This window comes from Microvirga sp. BSC39, assembly GCF_000739015.1.
Taxonomy (GTDB): domain Bacteria; phylum Pseudomonadota; class Alphaproteobacteria; order Rhizobiales; family Beijerinckiaceae; genus Microvirga.
Genome location: NZ_JPUG01000073.1, coordinates 13,042 through 30,364 on the forward strand (window position 1 = coordinate 13,042; position 17,323 = coordinate 30,364).

The 17,323-nt window shown below is 63.8% G+C and carries 16 protein-coding genes; 13 read left to right on the forward strand and 3 right to left on the reverse strand.

What is annotated here, in order from left to right; translation table 11 throughout:
• Positions 1–12 precede the first annotated feature (12 nt).
• The 4 genes from MA07_RS19555 to MA07_RS19570 all read left to right on the forward strand — a co-directional run bounded on the left by MA07_RS19555 (position 13) and on the right by MA07_RS19570 (position 2,040).
• On the forward strand, positions 13–249 hold the full coding sequence (locus MA07_RS19555) for a BolA family transcriptional regulator (RefSeq protein WP_036355160.1): 237 nt from the start codon (positions 13–15) through the stop codon (positions 247–249).
• 44 nt (positions 250–293) lie between these two features.
• Positions 294–629, forward strand: a complete 336-nt coding sequence (gene grxD, locus MA07_RS19560; RefSeq protein ID WP_036355161.1) for a Grx4 family monothiol glutaredoxin — start codon at positions 294–296, stop codon at positions 627–629.
• Positions 630–827: 198 nt separating this feature from the next.
• Positions 828–1,142 (forward strand): hypothetical protein, encoded by a 315-nt coding sequence (locus MA07_RS19565; protein WP_244445300.1) that lies wholly within the window; start codon positions 828–830, stop codon positions 1,140–1,142.
• Between the two features lie 160 nt (positions 1,143–1,302).
• On the forward strand, positions 1,303–2,040 hold the full coding sequence (locus MA07_RS19570; RefSeq protein ID WP_036355164.1) for an adenylate/guanylate cyclase domain-containing protein: 738 nt from the start codon (positions 1,303–1,305) through the stop codon (positions 2,038–2,040).
• Here MA07_RS19570 and MA07_RS19575 read toward each other — a convergent pair.
• Positions 2,037–2,672 carry a TlpA family protein disulfide reductase gene (locus MA07_RS19575; protein WP_036355902.1) on the reverse strand — a complete coding sequence of 212 codons (636 nt, stop codon included), beginning with the start codon at positions 2,670–2,672 and terminating at the stop codon, positions 2,037–2,039. The two genes, MA07_RS19570 and MA07_RS19575, sit on opposite strands and share 4 nt — an antisense overlap.
• Positions 2,673–2,853: 181 nt before the next feature.
• Here MA07_RS19575 and MA07_RS19580 point away from each other — a divergent pair, with 181 nt between their 5' ends.
• Together MA07_RS19580 and lysA are read left to right on the forward strand one after the other, a co-directional pair.
• Complete coding sequence (locus MA07_RS19580; protein ID WP_152568939.1) at positions 2,854–3,096, forward strand: lipoprotein; 243 nt, start codon at positions 2,854–2,856, stop codon at positions 3,094–3,096.
• 9 nt (positions 3,097–3,105) lie between these two features.
• Positions 3,106–4,374, forward strand: coding sequence for a diaminopimelate decarboxylase (gene lysA / locus MA07_RS19585; RefSeq protein WP_036355169.1), 1,269 nt, complete (start codon positions 3,106–3,108; stop codon positions 4,372–4,374).
• Positions 4,375–4,506: 132 nt separating this feature from the next.
• On the opposite strand, the gene MA07_RS19590 is transcribed toward lysA, so the two are convergent.
• Both MA07_RS19590 and MA07_RS27990 read right to left on the reverse strand, forming a co-directional pair.
• Positions 4,507–7,749 carry a hypothetical protein gene (locus tag MA07_RS19590; RefSeq protein WP_036355172.1) on the reverse strand — a complete coding sequence of 1,081 codons (3,243 nt, stop codon included), beginning with the start codon at positions 7,747–7,749 and terminating at the stop codon, positions 4,507–4,509.
• 357 nt (positions 7,750–8,106) lie between these two features.
• Complete coding sequence (locus MA07_RS27990; protein WP_052003345.1) at positions 8,107–10,092, reverse strand: Ig-like domain-containing protein; 1,986 nt, start codon at positions 10,090–10,092, stop codon at positions 8,107–8,109.
• Positions 10,093–10,349: 257 nt separating this feature from the next.
• Here MA07_RS27990 and MA07_RS19600 point away from each other — a divergent pair, with 257 nt between their 5' ends.
• The 7 genes from MA07_RS19600 (at position 10,350) to MA07_RS19630 (ending at position 17,256) form a co-directional block, all read left to right on the forward strand.
• On the forward strand, positions 10,350–12,947 hold the full coding sequence (locus tag MA07_RS19600) for a TIGR02302 family protein (protein ID WP_036355175.1): 2,598 nt from the start codon (positions 10,350–10,352) through the stop codon (positions 12,945–12,947).
• A 75-nt stretch (positions 12,948–13,022) separates the two neighbouring features.
• Positions 13,023–13,214: a twin transmembrane helix small protein gene (locus MA07_RS19605; protein WP_036355177.1), complete on the forward strand. Its 192-nt coding sequence runs from the start codon at positions 13,023–13,025 to the stop codon at positions 13,212–13,214.
• Positions 13,215–13,533: 319 nt separating this feature from the next.
• Positions 13,534–14,007 carry an acyloxyacyl hydrolase gene (locus tag MA07_RS19610; RefSeq protein ID WP_244445301.1) on the forward strand — a complete coding sequence of 158 codons (474 nt, stop codon included), beginning with the start codon at positions 13,534–13,536 and terminating at the stop codon, positions 14,005–14,007.
• Between the two features lie 25 nt (positions 14,008–14,032).
• Positions 14,033–14,608, forward strand: a complete 576-nt coding sequence (locus MA07_RS19615) for a cob(I)yrinic acid a,c-diamide adenosyltransferase (protein ID WP_036355179.1) — start codon at positions 14,033–14,035, stop codon at positions 14,606–14,608.
• 14 nt (positions 14,609–14,622) lie between these two features.
• Positions 14,623–15,330: a rhomboid family intramembrane serine protease gene (locus MA07_RS19620; protein WP_036355182.1), complete on the forward strand. Its 708-nt coding sequence runs from the start codon at positions 14,623–14,625 to the stop codon at positions 15,328–15,330.
• 217 nt (positions 15,331–15,547) lie between these two features.
• A complete protein-coding gene (locus tag MA07_RS19625; protein ID WP_036355185.1) occupies positions 15,548–16,297 on the forward strand; it encodes an electron transfer flavoprotein subunit beta/FixA family protein in 750 nt (249 codons plus the stop codon).
• A 14-nt stretch (positions 16,298–16,311) separates the two neighbouring features.
• Complete coding sequence (locus tag MA07_RS19630; RefSeq protein ID WP_036355188.1) at positions 16,312–17,256, forward strand: electron transfer flavoprotein subunit alpha/FixB family protein; 945 nt, start codon at positions 16,312–16,314, stop codon at positions 17,254–17,256.
• The last annotated feature ends 67 nt before the right edge of the window (positions 17,257–17,323 follow it).

Below are 17,323 nucleotides of genomic sequence, written 5' to 3' on the forward strand. Positions count from 1 at the left end.
GGAGTTTGATCCATGCCAATGAATGCCCATGAGATCGAGAGCATGATCAGGGCCGCCCTGCCGGATGCGGTCGTGGAGATCAAGGATCTGGCAGGCGACGGCGACCACTATGCCGCCACCGTCACGTCCTCGGCCTTCAAGGGCAAGTCGCGGGTTCAGCAGCACCAGATGGTCTATGCCGCGCTGCAGGGCCACATGGGCGGCACCCTCCATGCCCTTGCATTGACGACGCTGGCACCCGACAATTGAGATACGAACCCGGCGCCTTGACCGCTGCGGAACAGGAGAACCCCATGGCTGACGCCAACCAGATCATCGACAACGAAGTGAAGTCCAACGACGTCGTGCTCTTCATGAAGGGCACGCCGCAATTCCCCATGTGCGGGTTCTCGGGCCAAGTGGTCCAGATCCTCAACTACCTCGGCGTGCCCTACAAGGGCGTCAACGTGCTCGAGGACGAGACCGTCCGCCAGGGCATCAAGGATTATTCCAACTGGCCGACCATTCCCCAGCTCTACGTGAAGGGCGAGTTCGTCGGCGGCTGCGACATCACCCGCGAAATGTTCCAGGCCGGCGAGCTGCAGCAGCTCTTCGCCGAAAAGGGCATCCAGGTTCAGCAGAGCGCCTGATCGGCGCGCACTGCGAGATCCATCGAGGCGGGGCCGATGCCCCGCCTTTTCTTTTTCTGACATGCCCCTCCGGAACACGGGGCGTCTTATGTCGCATTCCGCAAACGGCTCAGTTTCCGGCACAATGGCTGTTCTGACTGAATCGAAGCCGCTGCTCACAACAAACAGAATGCAGCGGCTCGCATTGGGGGCTTTTTCATGCTGGAACCGGAGACGAACGTCGTCGCCTTCAAGCCGCGCGCGGCCGTGGTGCATCACCCTAAGAGCCTGATGGAGCGGGTCTATGCCTCAGGCTCCTTGTCCTTGAGGGCCGACGACCGGGCCACCAAGGCAGCGGCCGCGATGCTGCAGGCCCTAGGCTTTCTGGTGATCGAGGAGATCACAGCCGACGGGACACCGCGCCGGCTCCAGCGCGGAGAGGCCAAGGGAGCTATGGACCGGCCCTGGCGGCTCTCCAAGCCGGCCTTTTCGGGCACCGTTGGCGTGCCCGACGGCGGGGCCGTTCCGACCTAGCATTCTACCCCAGATGCCCTCCGATCGTTCTGTTGGTCCATGGCTAACCTAGGTGTAGCCTGTCCCGAACGCGTCTGTACTCGGCGTTGAGCGATGCCGGGTGGTTCAGGTCCGCTGCCCGTCGATCTGAACGCCATACGATCTGGAAGGGGACTTGAGAATGTCGCCCGCCCAAGCGCTGATCTGCAAAGGCTGCTGGCAGCAATTGCGGATTCCCGTGCCGCTGCATGGCCCGGCCTCCGTGCCGTTTCGCATGTTCGGCATCCGCCCGAGCCGGATGAATCCTAACACCTGCACGGTGTGCGAGCTTATGTTCACGCGCATCATGAAGGCCCGCAAGATCCCGGTCGATGTCTCGATCCTGTTTGCCGACCTCAGGGGCTACACGGCCCTGTCGCAGACGCTTCCGCCGGACGCCCTCTCGTCCCTGCTCGATGCCTTCTATGACGAATGCGCGGAAGCGATCTGGGAGTACGACGGCCTCCTCAACAAGACGATCGGCGATTCCGTCATGGCCATCTTCGGTTTCCCGATCCAGCAGCCCAACCACGCCGAGCAGGCCGTGCGGGCGGCACGCGAAATCCAGCGCCGCTGCGAGGCCCGCCGCAGGACCCTCCTGGCTGAGAACAGGGGCCTTGAAGGCAATGAACTCGGTGTCGGGATCGGCATCGACTCAGGCACCGCCAGCTTCGGGGAGTTCGGCCGGGCGCATCGCGACCTCACGGCCATCGGCCCCGTGGTCAACACGGCTGCGCGGGCACAGACCGCGGCGGGAACGGATGAGATCCTGGTGACCCGGGCCGTTTACGAACGGGCCGGGCGCGACCTGGTCCGAGGCGAAGGACGGGACTACCAGCTCAAGGGCTTCGAGGCTCCAGTCCAGCTCTTCGCCGCTTAAGGCCGGTTCAGCGCGGCTTTCATGAACGCGACGGCATCCGGCGAGGCCCACTCGGCGGGCCCTTTCAGCAGCGCGATCTCGCAGCCTGAAGCATCGACCACGAAGGTGGTCGGCAGGCCGACCACATGGCCGGACTTCTGCAGCACCTGCAGGATCTTGCCCTCGGGATCGGCGTGATAGGCGAGGTTCGTGATCCCGTTCTCCTTGAGCCAGGCCTTCGGCTTCTCGCGGTTGCGGGTGTCCACGTTGATGGCCACGACCTGGAAGTCATGGCCGCCCAGCTCCGCCTGCAGCTTGTCGAGGGCGGGCATCTCCTCTCGGCACGGCACGCACCACGTCGCCCAGAGGTTGACCAGGACGGTCTTGCCCTTGAAATCGGCAAGGCTCATCGGCTTCTCTTCGGGACCCGTGAAGGCGATCACCGGCGGGGGCTTGGGAGTGCTGCTCACCCCGACAGCCGCCACCTCGCCCTTGGCGAGCGGCTTCAGGCGCTCGGCCGTCTCCCTGGAGGCACGGCACTCGGCAACGCCCGCAGCCTGGGGATCGCGGGGCGCAAGACCGTACCAGGCCGCACCGGCTCCAACGAGGACGAGAGCGGCAAGGCCCATAAGCCAGGTTTTGCTGGATTTCACTGCGTTCGACATAGCCCGTGATGTGGCGCCTTTCGGCTCAGGCCTCAAGCCCCGAGCGGGAAAACGGCCCCGGTTGGCAGGTCACAATCCTGTGGCGATGACGGCTGTCATCTTCCACACCTTGCCTCTCGCATCTCGATTCGCTTCCCGCTATGGTGCGGCCACGTTTCGGAGCCTCCTGATGTCGTCCAGCCTGTCTCTCACCCGCATGGTCCTGGTTGCGGGCCTTGCTGTTTTAAGTCTTTCGGCCTGCGGCCGCCGCGGCGCACTCGAGCCGCCGCCGAGCGCCTCGGCGCAGGCGGCGCAGCCGGAGAGCACGGTCAGCGACACGGCCCTGCCCTCCCCGGTCGGGACGCCGCGCTCCACCCCCCGCCAGGGCTACACGATCCCCAACAAGCCTTTCATTCTCGATCCGCTGCTTTAGGCCTTTTCGATGCACCACTTTGCCTATCGCGACGGCGTCCTCCACGCGGAGGGCGTCGATCTGCACCGTGTCGCCAACGAGATCGGCACGCCGTTCTATTGCTATTCCAGCGCAACCCTGGAGCGGCACTACCGGGTCTTCGCCGAGGCCTTCGCCGATACAGACGCCCTCGTCTGCTATGCCATGAAGGCGAATTCAAACCAGGCGGTGCTCAGGACCTTGAGCCGCCTGGGCGCCGGCATGGATATCGTGTCCGAGGGCGAGCTGCGCCGGGCGCTTGCTGCCGGCACGCCGGGCGAACGCATCGTGTTCTCCGGTGTCGGCAAGACCAAGCCTGAGATGGCCTTCGCGCTCGACAGCGGGATCCTGTGCTTCAACGTGGAATCGGAGCCCGAGCTAGAAGCGCTATCCGAGGTCGCCATGTCCAAGGGCATGCGTGCGCCGATCTCGATCCGCATCAATCCGGACGTGGACGCCAAGACCCACGCCAAGATTTCCACCGGCAAGTCCGAGAACAAGTTCGGCATCCCGATTTCCCGCGCCCGCGAGGTCTATGCGCGGGCGGCGTCCCTGAAGGGCATCACGGTCACCGGCGTCGACATGCATATCGGCAGCCAGATCACGAGCTTAAGCCCCTTCGATAACGCCACCGCCCTGCTGGCCGAACTCGCCCGCGACCTGATGGCCGACGGACACAAGCTGCATCACATCGATCTCGGCGGCGGCCTCGGGGTGCCCTATCGCGAGAACAACGAGCCGCCTCCCGATCCGCAGGCCTATGCCGCCATCATCAAGCGCCACACGAAGGATCTCGGCCTCAAGCTCGTGTTCGAGATGGGCCGCCTGATCGCCGGCAATGCGGGCGTGCTCATCGCCCGGGTGATCTACGTCAAGCAGGGCGCCGACAAGCCTTTCGTGATCGTCGATGCGGCCATGAACGACCTCATCCGCCCAACCCTCTATGAGGCGCATCACGACATCAAGCCGGTGAGGGAAGCCTCGGCGGACACGCCGCGCATCGTCGCCGACGTGGTCGGCCCCGTCTGCGAGACAGGCGATTACCTGGCGCTGTCGCGCGACATGCCCGAGGTGAAAGCCGGCGACCTCATCGCCATCATGACCGCCGGCGCCTACGGGGCCGTTCAGGCCAACACCTACAACACCCGCCTGCTGGTGCCCGAGGTGCTGGTGCGCGGCGACGACCACGCCGTGGTGCGGCCCCGTCCATCCTACGAGGACCTGATCGGTCTCGATCGGGTTCCCGGCTGGCTGGACTGACGGCATCGCCTCTTCATCGAAACCAAAATCCCGGCGCTGCGCACGCCGGGATTTTTGTTGGCGCCCTCTCCGTTCAGATCACGAAGAAGTCTTTCTCGGTGAGGGATAGGCCCTTGTTCAGGGTGGCGATCTTCACCTGCGCCGCGCGGCCCGTGCCGTCCATATCGTAATACAGGGCACCCGCGTTCTTGTCGTAGATGATCCGGTCGGATGCATCGTGCGCCGCCTTGCCGGCCCAGAACATGGCCTTGCCAGCTTGCCGGGATTCATCTCGCTGCCCTTGCCGATCTTGGTGAACACCGCATTGTCGAGCCAGATCGAGTCGTCCTTGACCGAAAAATCGGCGATCTTGTCGACATTGGTCTTTGAGTTCGCCTTCGTGTCGAAGACGAAGACGTCCTTGCCTTCGTTACCGGTGAGCACATCGTTGCCGAGACCGCCCCAGAGCCGGTCGTCGCCGACGCCGCCGCCCAGGTTGTCCCGCCCGGCGCCGCCCTTGATCACGTCGCTGGCGGACGAGCCTGTGGTGCGCTCCGGGTTCACGTCGTTCACCGTGATGGTGACGACGCGATCGTTCGAGAGCCCACCGGCAGAAGCGCGGATGGTGAAGGTATAGGCCTTTGTCTGCTCGTAATCGAGAGCGACGCCGTTCTTCACCCGCAGCTCGCTGCCGACGATCTCGAAAGGCGCATCGCCTATGCCGACGAGCGAGTACGTGACGGCCTGGCCGTTCCCGTCCTGCGCGGCGAGCGTGCCGATCGTTGTCCCGTCTTTCGCCAGCTCGTCGACCTTGTCGTTCGACAACGTCGGCTGTGACGGCGGCCGGTCGGCGATCACGGCATTGACCCTGACCACCGTGCTTGTGCTCGGACCTGCATCCGCGACTATGACCGTGAAGGCGGTTTCCTCGCCTTGGCCGACCGGCCCGCTCCGGGCTCTGGGGTCGAACTGAAGGCTTTTTAGAACCTGCGTGACATAAGGTGCAGAGCCTTCGATCATGTAGACGTCGGCCTGAGGATCGTAGCTGACACCGGCCTGCGGGATGAGCCTCCCCTTCTCCTTGTCGAACGACACCGTGACGGTGAGACGATCGCCGTCGGGGTCGTGCAGGACCATGCTGGCAAAGGGCGAGATCAATCCGGTATCGGCAACCCGCACCGTGTCGGTTGGCGTCCCGTCGATCGTGGGTGCCCGGTTTCCTACCCCTCCTGTCGGGAGCGCGATGTCCACCTGCACGTCATGGGTGCTTTGCGCGCCGCCCGCATCGGTGAGCGTCACCGCGATGTTGCGCTGCTTGGCGACGAAGCTGTCCGACGCCGTGTTCATGTAGGACAGGGCCCGCACGATGCTTGAGACCATGGCCTCCGTGGCGCCGGCCGAGAAGGCGATCAGGAGCCCGCCTGCGCCCGACCCGTCTCTTTGGAGTGTGCCGGCAAGCGTTCCGTTCACGAGGACCTGGCTTCCGGCAATCGTCACGCCGTCTTGTTCGATGAGGGTGAGACGGTCCTCGCCGGCCACCCGGTTCGTGATCTGCACCTCGAGGGACCGGAAGCGACCCAGGTCGTCCGTGACGCTGGCGACGGCACCGGTGTCGAGCCGGGCCACGCCGCCGACCAGGGCCCTGGTCTGGTCGCCGTTGAAGCCCGCGATCTGCGGAAGAGCATTGATGTGCCGGCCGTTCCCGTCGACGACGACGTCCACGCCCTGGCTGAAGAGCTGGATCAGATCGTCCCGGCTAAAGGTGAGATTGTTCTCGAGCTGGACCGTGTCGCCGGAGCTCGCGCTGCCGTCGGTGAGGAGCGCGGTGGCGACGCTGCCGACCGTCACGTCGTAGTTGACGTAGTCCGACAGGAGGATCTTCTCGATCCCGGTGATCGTCTTGCCCAGCAGGCTGTAGTCGCCGCCGGTGAAGAGTTCCAGAACGTCGTTGCCGGCGGCACCGTTGATAGTTGCGAACTGCATGATCCGGCTCGCATCCGTCACGATGCGATCGTTGCCGCCCGTTCCGATCAGGGCCTCGAAGCGGAGAAGTTCGCTGGGGAGCGTCAGGTCGATGGTTCCCGTCCAGGTCATCTGCAGGGTGTCGATGCCGCCGCCGCCGTCGAGGATGTCGCCCAGGGACAGGCCGTTCTGCTCAACCTGCAGGGTCTCATCTTCACCGGTGCCGGTCACGTATTCCGCAACATCCGTCACTGCTTCCACGGCGACCGGGGTGAAGATCCGCTGGGCAATGCCGCTCCCTGGAAGTTCATCCTGGTTCACGTTCTGCCAGACAACGACCCAGCGCCCGTCCGGGAGGGTCACGACCTGTGGATGCGAATTGGCCGAACTGCCGAGCCAAGCGGGCACGACGGCGTCGGGACCGGATGTGTTGCCGTGGGCGTCGTAGCGGCGCTGGTGGACGTCGGCGCCGGACTGCCAGGTGATCACCCAGCTTCCATCGTCATGCACGGCAATGTGAGGATCTATCTGGGATCCCTTGGTCGTCGCATTGACGACCTCCGTCTCGCTCGCGCCATTCGCATCGTAGCGCTTGAGGAAGATATCGTTCGACCCATCGGCGCCGATGCCGTACCACACCACCAGCCATCCGCCGCCGGGCAAAGCCGCCACCTGCGGCTGTGTCTGCATGCCGCGGGCATTGGTCACCACCTCGACCTCCGACGCGGTTCCATTCGCATTGTAGCGACGCATGTGGATGTTGGCCGTCGGGTCGAACGGGTCCCCGTCGACCCAGGTGACCAGCCACCCACCATCCGCGAGAGTGACGACATCGGCGTAGCGCTGTGACCCAGCCGTATCGACATTCACCCGCTGATTGGCTGCCGCGATCAGGGGAGTTCCGTTGGCGCTGAAACGCTGCTGATAGACTCCGTAGCCCGCTCCGTCGGCGGCCTGCCAAGTCACGAGCCACTCGCCGTTGGCCAGGGCGGTCATTTCGATGTTTTCGGCTTCGTCCGCCGGGAAGCCCGGATTCACGACAATCGGGTCGACCGACTGCGCCACCCCTTGAGCATTGTAGCGCTGCTGGTGAATCACGCCGCGGGCATCGGTGCTCATGTCGATCCAGCTGACCACCCAGCCGCCGTCGGAGAGGCCGGTGACCGACGCCCAGATCTGGTTGCCGTCGGTGGTCGTGTTGACGAGCCGGTCGGCCGCGACGCCGCCGGATTTGAACTGCGGCTCCCCGGCGGCATTGTAGCGCTGCATGTAGATGCCGGCCTCATTCGCATCGTAGCCGGTCCAGGTGACCACCCAACCGCCATCACTGCCGTCCGGGTTTCGAAGCCGGGCAATCGTCGGGTGGGACTGATTGTTTTTCGTCAGCGTGTTGACCTGCTGCTCGTCACCGCTGCGCATCACCGTAAATGCCATGGTTCCCCCTGCTCAGAAGCCGCCTGCTTGCCTTGTTCGGAGCCCTTCCGGACGGCGCCGTCCGGCAGCTCTTCAGGCTACTTTACGGGATCTTTATAACGTATCAACAGCAGCTTTAGGAATATGTACGCCCCTTCCACGCTCGGGAGAAAATCGCAACAATAATACATTAGCAGGTGAGGCCAGCTTTTCTGTACAGAGAGAACGTGGCTGGTCTCGCCCCAAAGTCCGGATACGGACACACCAAGTTTTGACGATCAGAGACGCACGCAATGGCGCTGGAGGCTCGTCGAAACGCAACAGGGGAGTCAGACGGCTCCCCTGCTCAGGGAATGCGCAGACAGCAGCTCCCTCGCCTCAGACCACGAAAAAGTCCTTGTGGGTCATCGCCAGCTTCTTGGAGAGCGTCGCGATCTCCACGGCGGCCTTGGAGCCCGAGCCGTCGACGTCGAAAGACAGCTTCCCGGTCTTCTTGCTGTAGATCAGGTAGTCATCCCCGTCCTTGGCCTTGTCGCCGATGACGAAGAAGGACTTCTTGAGCTGGGCGGGAGCCGTCTCGGAGCCTTTCTTGCCGAGCTTGGCGAAGATCTTGTTCTCCAGCCAGATCGAGTCGTCCGCCACGCTGAAATCGGCGACCTTGTCGAGATTGGTCTTCTTGTTCGGCTTGGAATCGAACACGAACACATCCTGCCCGCCGCCGCCGTTCAGAACGTCCTTGCCCGCGCCGCCGTAAAGGGTGTCATTGCCTGTGTTTCCGACAAGGCTGTCGCTGCCCGCCAAGCCCTTGATGATGTCGCGGCCGGCTGTTCCCGCAAGAGCATCGGCTTTCGTCGTGCCGGTGATCACATCGACTTCGTCGGTGAGATGGACCATGAGGTCCATGGGGAGCGTGTTGTCCTCATCGGACACGATCAACTTGACGACGCGATGAGACGCATTCTCGTAGTCGAGGCTCACGCCTTTGCGGACGACAACATCGTAATTGCCGTTTCCACGATCAACGACGTCGAACAAAGCGTCGCTCTCGGGAGACAACATGCAGTCGACATAGTCACTATCGGAATCCGTTACCTTGAAACTGGCCACCACTATGTTGCCTCCGGCGCCCTCCTTCACGCTGATCGGAGGAGCATAAGCCACCTTCGGAGCATAGCTTCTAAATACTATTTCGAAGCTCTCTTCGAACGATTTGAACCCGTCGGTGACCGTCACGGTGAAGCCGTGTTGCGCGTCATCCGTGTAATCCAAGGTAACGCCCTGCTTGACGAAGACACTGAACGTGCCGTTCGCGTTCTTCACGAGAGTGAACAGATCATCGCTCTCGCCAACAAGCTTGTAGCCAACGGCTTCTCCCTCTGGATCGTATCCTACGAGCGTGCCGACAAGAGTGCCGGCCGGCGTGTTCTTCTCGACTTCAACGAACTCGAAAGTAGCCTCCGGCTCCAGATTCTCGTTGATGTTGAGAAAGACCGTTTCCGTTGTTGTGTTGTTGTCACTGTCTGATACTTCAATCACGAAGCTCTGAAAGGCAGCCCTGTCCGAACGCAGGGTGACGCCCTGCTTCACCACGACGTTCCAGGTGCCGTCATTGTTGTTGACGAGATCGAACCACTGAGCGCTGGCTGCAGACAGTTTGTACGTTAGAACACTGCCCTCGGGATCTTCGGCACTGACCACAGCAACGATTGTCCCTCCCTTCGATCCATCGAGCACCTCCACTGGTTCGGCACTCACCTCCGGCGCTTCATTCACGGGCGTCACGGTGAGCGTGACCTGCTTCACATAGGAAAGGCCTTTGGTATCCGTGACTTTGACATAGACCGACATAGGCTGAACTGAGGCATCGCTGAGGTCGTGCTTGACGACAATCTCGTTGCCGAGAATCCCGAAATAGGGATGGTCGTATTCGGCTGTGCCGGCCTCATTCTCGACGATCGTGTAGGTGAGCAGGTCGCGCCGGTCGGGGTCCTGCCCCGCCAATGTGGCGACGGTCGCGCCGATAATCGCGTTGTCCCCGATGGTGCCCCCCGTCATCAAGATATCCGTCGGGGCTTCGTTCACGTTGGTGACGTCGATCGCCACCCTTGAGCCCTCCACCACCGTGTTATGGGTCCCGACCACCTGGATATCGAACTCGAACAGCTTCTGGGGGCCTTCGAAGTCGAAGCCGCCGGATTTCACGACAAGCTGGTTTCCATTGATGATCTCGAAGCGGTCGTGGTTCAGGGTGAACGTGAACGTCTCGCCGGCCGCAATGTCACCAGCAACGCTGAGAATGCCGACGAGACCGCCTTGCTGAGCATTTTCAGCAACCGTATTGGATGAAAGAACAAGCGTAGCCATAGACTGTCCCAAAGGTAAATTGTAATTTCGTTATGATGTGTCATGTACCGTTATGACGTTCAATGCGTCAAGAAATTTCCCTCTTTCGGGCCCGTTTGGCCAAGCATGAACAAGGCTGATCCAGTTGCGCTTCATGAAAGTCCCGGTCACCTCTTCTTGAACCTCTGTGCCCATTTGACCGCTGGTCATGCGGGTCGGCCGTGCTAGCTTTCTTACGGGGGCGTCTGCACATCCGGTGCAGCGGAGACTTGGTTGCCATGAGCGAAGGCCCGAACCCGACATCTGGGCAGAGCCGCCTGAACCAGCGGTTCGGCCGGCTTGTGACTCATGCGCGCTGGTCGCTCTGGTGGGAGGAGGCCTGGCCCCGCCTCTGGCTGCCGCTCGCCATCGTCCTTTTGTTCCTCACCCTGTCCTGGCTCGGCCTCTGGCTCGATCTGCCCGTCCTGTGGCGGACGATCGGGCTCAGCCTGTTCACGGCGGCCTTCCTCCTGTCGCTTTGGCCCATCGTGCGCCTGAGGATGCCGAACCGGAGCCGAGCCCTCGACCGGCTCGACCGGGAGACCGGCCTCACCACCGGCCCGGCCCGGGCCCTCGACGACTCCCTTGCACTGGGCTCTGCCGATCCGGGCACCCGGGCGCTGTGGGCCCTTCATCGCAAGCGCGCGGAAGAGGCCGTCGGCCGGATGCGGGTGGGCCTGCCGCGGCCGGACATGCCCCGGCGCGACCGCTACGCCCTGAGGGCTGCGGGCCTGCTCGCCCTGGTGACCAGCGCCTTCGTGGCCGGTCCCGAGATCGGCTTGCGCCTTGCCGCGGCCTTCGACTGGCGGGATCCGCAAACGGCAACCGCCTCCTTCCGCATCGACGGCTGGATCGACCCGCCCCTCTACACCCGCACCCCGCCGCTGATGATCGATCTCGCCCGCGGGCAGAACTTGCGGGCGCCGGCCCATTCGACGGTGGTGATCCGCATTGCCGGCGAAGGCAGCGCGGAGGTCAAGCCGGGCAAGGGCCTCACCCCCCTGCCCTCGAAGGCCGGCCAGCGTGCTGACATGCGCGAGGAGCGCTACACCCTCGAAGGCTCCAGCGAGCTGACGGTCAGCACGGGCTTTGCCCAGAGCGTGACGCTGACCATCGAGGCCATTCCCGACCGGATGCCGGAGATCGCCTTCACCACCCCGCCGGAGGTGAATGCGCGTGGCACCTTCACCCTCTCCTACAAGGGCCGGGACGATTACGGCATTGCCGCCCTGGAGGGCGTCGTGGAGAAGGCCGACAACAGCCGGGGCCGGTCCCTCGTGCCGGCACCGCAGCTGACCCTGGCGCTCCCGAGCCACGAGGAGAATGCCCCGGACACCAAGTCGCCCGTCGACCTCACCAACCATGCCTGGGCCGGCGCGCCGGTGACGATCCGGCTCAAGGCCAAGGACGAGGCGGGACAGGAAGCCACAAGCGAAAAGATCACCTTTACCCTGCCGCAACGCCCCTTCACCAACCCGCTCGCTAAGGCCCTGGTGGAGCAGCGGCGCAACCTCGTGCTTGCCCCCGACGACCGCAAGCGCGTGCAGGTGGCCCTCGATGCCCTGCTGATCGCGCCTGATCAGTACACCCCGCAATGGGGCGTGTTCATGGGGCTGCGCACGGGAACGGAGCGCCTGCGGGTCGCCAGGACCGACCAGGATCTGCTCGATGTGGCCGACTGGCTCTGGACCATGGCATTGCAGATCGAGGATGGCGGGCTTTCCGACGCGGAGCGGGAGTTGCGCGCCGCCCAGGACCGCCTGAAGGAGGCCATGGAACGGGGCGCGACGGACGAGGAGATGCGCCGCCTGACCGAGGAGCTGCGCCAGGCCATGGACAAGTTCCTGCGGGAATTCGCCCAGCGCATGCAGCAGAACCAGCAGCAGTCGCAAAACCAGAACCAGCGCGCACCGGACCGGACAATCTCGCAGGACGATCTCAACCGCATGCTGCGCCAGATGGAGGAGGCCATGCGCCGCGGCGACGTGGCCGAGGCCCAGCGCCTGCTCGAGCAGTTGCGCAACATCCTCGAAAACCTGCAGACCGCCCAGCCCAACAGCCGCATGACCGACCCTCTCGGCCGCGAGATGAACCAGGCCATGCAGGACATGGAGGACATGGCGCGCGAGCAGCAGAACCTACGCGACGAGACTTTTCGCGATGGGCAGAACCGGCGCATGCAGCAGGGCGACCGCAACGGCCAGCGCCAGCAGGGTCAGCGGCAGCGCCAGCAAGGACAGCGCCAGCCCGGCCAGCAGGGCGAGCAAGGGGAGCAGGGCGAGGGCCAGGAGCAGGCCGAGGACGGCCAAGGCGCTCGGGACCAGGATCCCTTAGGCCTCAAGCAGCGGCAGCAGGCTCTGAGGGAAAGGCTGGAGGAGCTTCAGCGCCGCATGCAGGGCATGGGCATGCAGGGCGAGCAGGGGCTGGGCGAGGCCGAGCAGGCCATGCGCGATGCCGAGGGTGCTCTCGGTCAGGGTCAGGACGGCCCAGCCGTCGACGCTCAGGGCCGGGCTTTGGAGAGCCTCCGGCGCGGCATGCAGGGCATGGCCCAGCAGATGCAGCAGGGCGAGGGTGAAGGAAACGAGCAGGCCGGCGACCAGCCGGGCCAGGGCAATCCGCAGGGCAACCAGCAGGCGGGCCAGCGCGACACCGATCCTCTGGGACGTCCGACACGGAACCGGGATTACTCCGACGGCCGCGTCGAGGTGCCCAGTGCCGGCGCGTCACCCGCACAGCGCGCCCAGCAGATCCTGGAAGAGCTGCGACGCAAGCTGGGCGACCCCTCGCGGGCGCAGGAAGAACTCGAGTATTTCGAGCGACTGCTGCGCAGAAACTGATGTCAGGGTAAACGCAGCCCTTGTCTCTTCGATAGGTTCGGGCCACGGTCGCCCGGACCCTTTCATGGAATCACGATGTCCGGTTTTGTCGATCTGCTTGTGCCGATAGCGGTTGTCGCTGTCGCTCTCGTCCTGCTTCTCGGCCTTTTCAACATGCTGCGCGGCGGCAATGCCAATCGGTCGCAGCATCTCATGCGCCTACGCGTGCTGCTGCAGTTCATTGCCATCATCGTCATCATGGGCGTGATCTGGTGGAGAGCCGCCTGAGTATTTCCCATGTGTAAGATCCCGCAATGCAAGTCGCCGGATTGTTCATAAGCGTGGACAACCGGCATCACCTGCCCGGTTAACTCTCCGGGCTTCTCCGTATTGACACGTTTTCGCCACGGTTTGTATTAAGAGATCGTTAGCCATAACGGCGTAGCCTGTTGGCCTTGATTTTTATTGAGTTATGGACCTTTTAATGCGCACCAGCCCGGCCCTAGGCCTGAGTCTTCTGGTCCTGTTCATGGGATCGGCAGGCGCTTTGGGCTCCGATTTCAAGCGACAGGCCGATACTTCCCAAACGTCATCTCAAGCGAGCATCTTGTCGGAATTCCGGTTCGGATTGTCCGCTCAGGATCCCTGGGGTCGAGAAGGAGCCGACGGATCCGCCAACCTGACCGGCGAAATCCTGTTCGACAAGCCTTTCACCGCATCGGACCTTTTCACCAGCTATTTCATTCCCCGGCCGCATATCGGCGGCAGCCTGAATTTCGACGACCGCACAAGCTTCGCCTATGCGGGCTTGTCCTGGACGATCGACGTCACGCCGAACATCTTCGTGGAAGGCAGCCTCGGCGGCGCCATCCATAACGGCAAGGATTCCTCGCATCCGCTCTCCGACCGTCAGGCGGTGGGTTGCTCGCCCCTCTTCCGTGAATCCGGTTCGGTGGGCGTGCGGCTCTCCGCCAACTGGAGCGTGATGGCGACCATCGAGCGCCTGTCCGACGGCGGAACCTGCTCGGACGAGAATAGAGGCTTGACGAATGTCGGCGCGCGGGTTGGGTATTCGTTCTAGCGAATCCTAACCTGTCGGGCCTTTCATGGTCGTTCTCAACCGCATCTACACCCGCACCGGCGACAAGGGCACGACGGCGCTCGCCGCCGGCGGTCGCCGGCCCAAGCACGATCTGCGCATCGAGGCCTATGGCACGGTCGACGAGACCAACGCCTGCATCGGCATGGTCCGCCTTCACACGGCCGGGCACGAGATCGACCCGATGCTGAGCCGCATCCAGAACGACCTGTTCGATCTCGGCGCCGACCTCGCGACGGTGGAGACGGACAAGCCCCTCCCCTACGAGCCCCTGCGCATCACGCAATCTCAGGTGGATCGTCTCGAGCAGGAGATCGATCGCCTGAATGGCGAATTGTCCGTGCTCCGCTCCTTCGTGCTCCCGGGCGGCACGCCCGCCGCCGCCGCGCTGCATCTGGCCCGCACGATCTGCCGCCGCGCAGAGCGTCATGTGGTCGAGCTCACGGAGAAACCGGACGAGAAGGTCTCTCCGGAAGCGGTGAAATACCTGAACCGCCTGTCCGATTTTCTGTTCGTCGCATCGCGTTATGTCAACGACAAGGGTGCGCTCGACGTTCTCTGGGTGCCGGGACAGAACCGGTAGGAAGCAACAGCGCCATGTTTCTCCCGCTTCACGACGGCGTCCCGCTCAAGAACATGAAGACGCCGCTCGCGACGCGGTTCCTGATCGGCCTGTGCATCGTCGCCTACCTCGTCACCTTCTATGCACCGCCGGGTCCCGATGCGATGGTGGGCGGCCTGGGCTTCATCCCCTCGGTCCTGTTCGGCACCGAGGCGCTACCCGAGGGCTATCCTTTCGTGCCGGTGGAGCTGACGCTGGCCACGAACATCTTCCTGCACGGATCCCTGTTCCACCTCATCGGCAACATGCTGTTCCTGTGGGTGTTCGGCGACAACGTGGAGGATGCCATGGGGCACCTGCGTTTCATCGCGTTCTTCCTGCTCTGCGGCACGGCCGCGAGCTTGGCCCATGCCTATATCACCCCGGAGCCGCACCGCCCCCTGATCGGGGCCTCAGGCGGCGTTTCGGGGGTGGTGGCGGCCTATCTGATCCTGTACCCGCGGGTGAAGATCTGGGGCCTCTTTCTCAAAGGCATTCCGCTGCACCTGCCGGCCTACTGGACCATCGGTTTCTGGTTCGCGCTCCAGTTCGCCTCGGCCTTCCTCGGCGGAGACGACAGCGTCGGCTGGTTTGCCCATCTTGGCGGATTCCTTGTCGGCGCTATTCTCATCCCCCTCATGCGCCGTCGCTACGACCCCGTGCTCGCCCGCGTCCAGGCGCAGGAACTGCAAGCGCCGCGTTGACAATCGGATGGTGACCGCCGGCGCATCGTGCGGAAAAGTGGATCCGGTTTTCCGCGCCCAACGATGCGCCAGCCTAGAAATGAGCATCGGATCGATCCCAAAAGTGCATTCCACTTTTGGGTCCGATGCTCTACGGTCCCATCCGCCTTTTTCCTATATGTCCGGAGGGCCGGGTTTCGGCCATATCCGGGGATCTGCCATTGGTGAGGACGTTCGAATGAAGCTTCTTGTCTGTGTGAAGCGGGTTGTGGACTACAACGTGAAGATCCGGGTGAAGCCGGACGGCTCGGGCGTGGAACTCGCCAACATCAAGATGTCCATGAACCCCTTCGACGAGATCGCCGTCGAGGAAGCCGTGCGCCTCAAGGAGCAGGGCAAGGCCACCGAGATCGTCGCCGTGTCCATCGGGCCGCAGCAGGCCGGCGAGACCATCCGCACCGCACTGGCCATGGGCGCCGACCGGGGCATCCTGGTCAAGACCGACGCCACCGTGGAGCCGCTGGCCGTCGCCAAGATCCTGGCCAAGGTGGTCGAGCAGGAAAAGCCCGACCTCATCATCATGGGCAAGCAGGCCATCGATGACGATGCCAACCAGACCGGCCAGATGCTCGCCGCTCTCCTGGGCTGGCCCCAGGGCACCTTCGCGTTCAAGGTCAATGTGGGCGAGGGCTCCATCGACGTCACCCGCGAGGTCGACGGGGGCCTGCAGACGGTCGGCCTGAAGCTGCCGGCCATCGTCACCACGGACCTGCGCCTCAACGAGCCGCGCTATGCCTCCCTGCCCAACATCATGAAAGCCAAGAAGAAGCCGCTGGACGAGACCTCGCCTGAGACCCTGGGCGTCGACGTGGCGCCGCGCCTGAAGGTGGTGAAGACCGCCGAGCCCGGCGGCCGCAAGGCCGGCGTAAAGGTCGGGTCTGTCGCCGAACTGGTCCAGAAACTCAAAGTCGAAGCCGGCGTGCTCTGAGAGGATTGAAGACAATGACCACTTTGCTGTTTGCCGAGCACGACAACGCCCAGCTGAAGGACGCCACCCACAAGGCGCTCTCCGCCGCCAAGGCCCTGGGCGCGCCCGTGCATGTGCTGGTCGCCGGCTCCAACGCCCGTGCCGCCGCCGAGGCTGCTTCCAAGCTCGAAGGCGTGGAGAAGGTGCTGCTGGCCGACGCCGCTCCTTACGAGCACCAGCTCGCCGAGCCGACCGCCGCGCTCATCGTGTCGCTCGCAGGCTCCTACGATGCCCTGGTGGCGCCCGCCACCAGCAAGGGCAAGAACGTCATGCCGCGCGTGGCAGCGCTGCTCGACGTGATGCAGGTCTCCGACATCATCAAGGTGGTGTCGCCCGACACCTTCGAGCGGCCGATCTATGCCGGCAACGCCATCCAGACCGTGCAGGCCACCGACGCCAAGAAGGTGATCACCGTGCGCACCGCCGCCTTCCCGGCGGCCGGCGAGGGGGGCTCTGCCGCCATCGAGACGGTGAACGCAGCCGAGGATGCGGGGCTGTCGAGCTTCAAGGGCGAGGAGATCGCCCAGAACGACCGGCCGGAGCTGACCTCGGCGCGCATCATCATCTCGGGCGGCCGCTCGCTCGGCTCTTCCGAGAACTTCACCAAATACATCGAGCCGATTGCCGACTCGCTCGGGGCTGCCATGGGCGCTTCCCGCGCCGCAGTCGATGCAGGCTATGCCCCCAATGACTGGCAGGTGGGCCAGACCGGCAAGGTGGTGGCGCCCGACCTCTATATCGCGGTGGGCATTTCAGGCGCCATTCAGCACCTAGCCGGCATGAAGGACTCCAAGGTGATCGTGGCGATCAACAAGGACGAGGAGGCGCCGATCTTCCAGGTGGCCGATTACGGCCTCGTCGGAGACCTCTTCACCATCCTCCCTGAACTGAAGGAGGAGTTGACCAAAGCCGGTCAATAAGGTCAGGAATAATGACGGACCGGGCGGAACCTCCGCCCGGCCGCTGTGACGGTTGGATGCAGGCAGC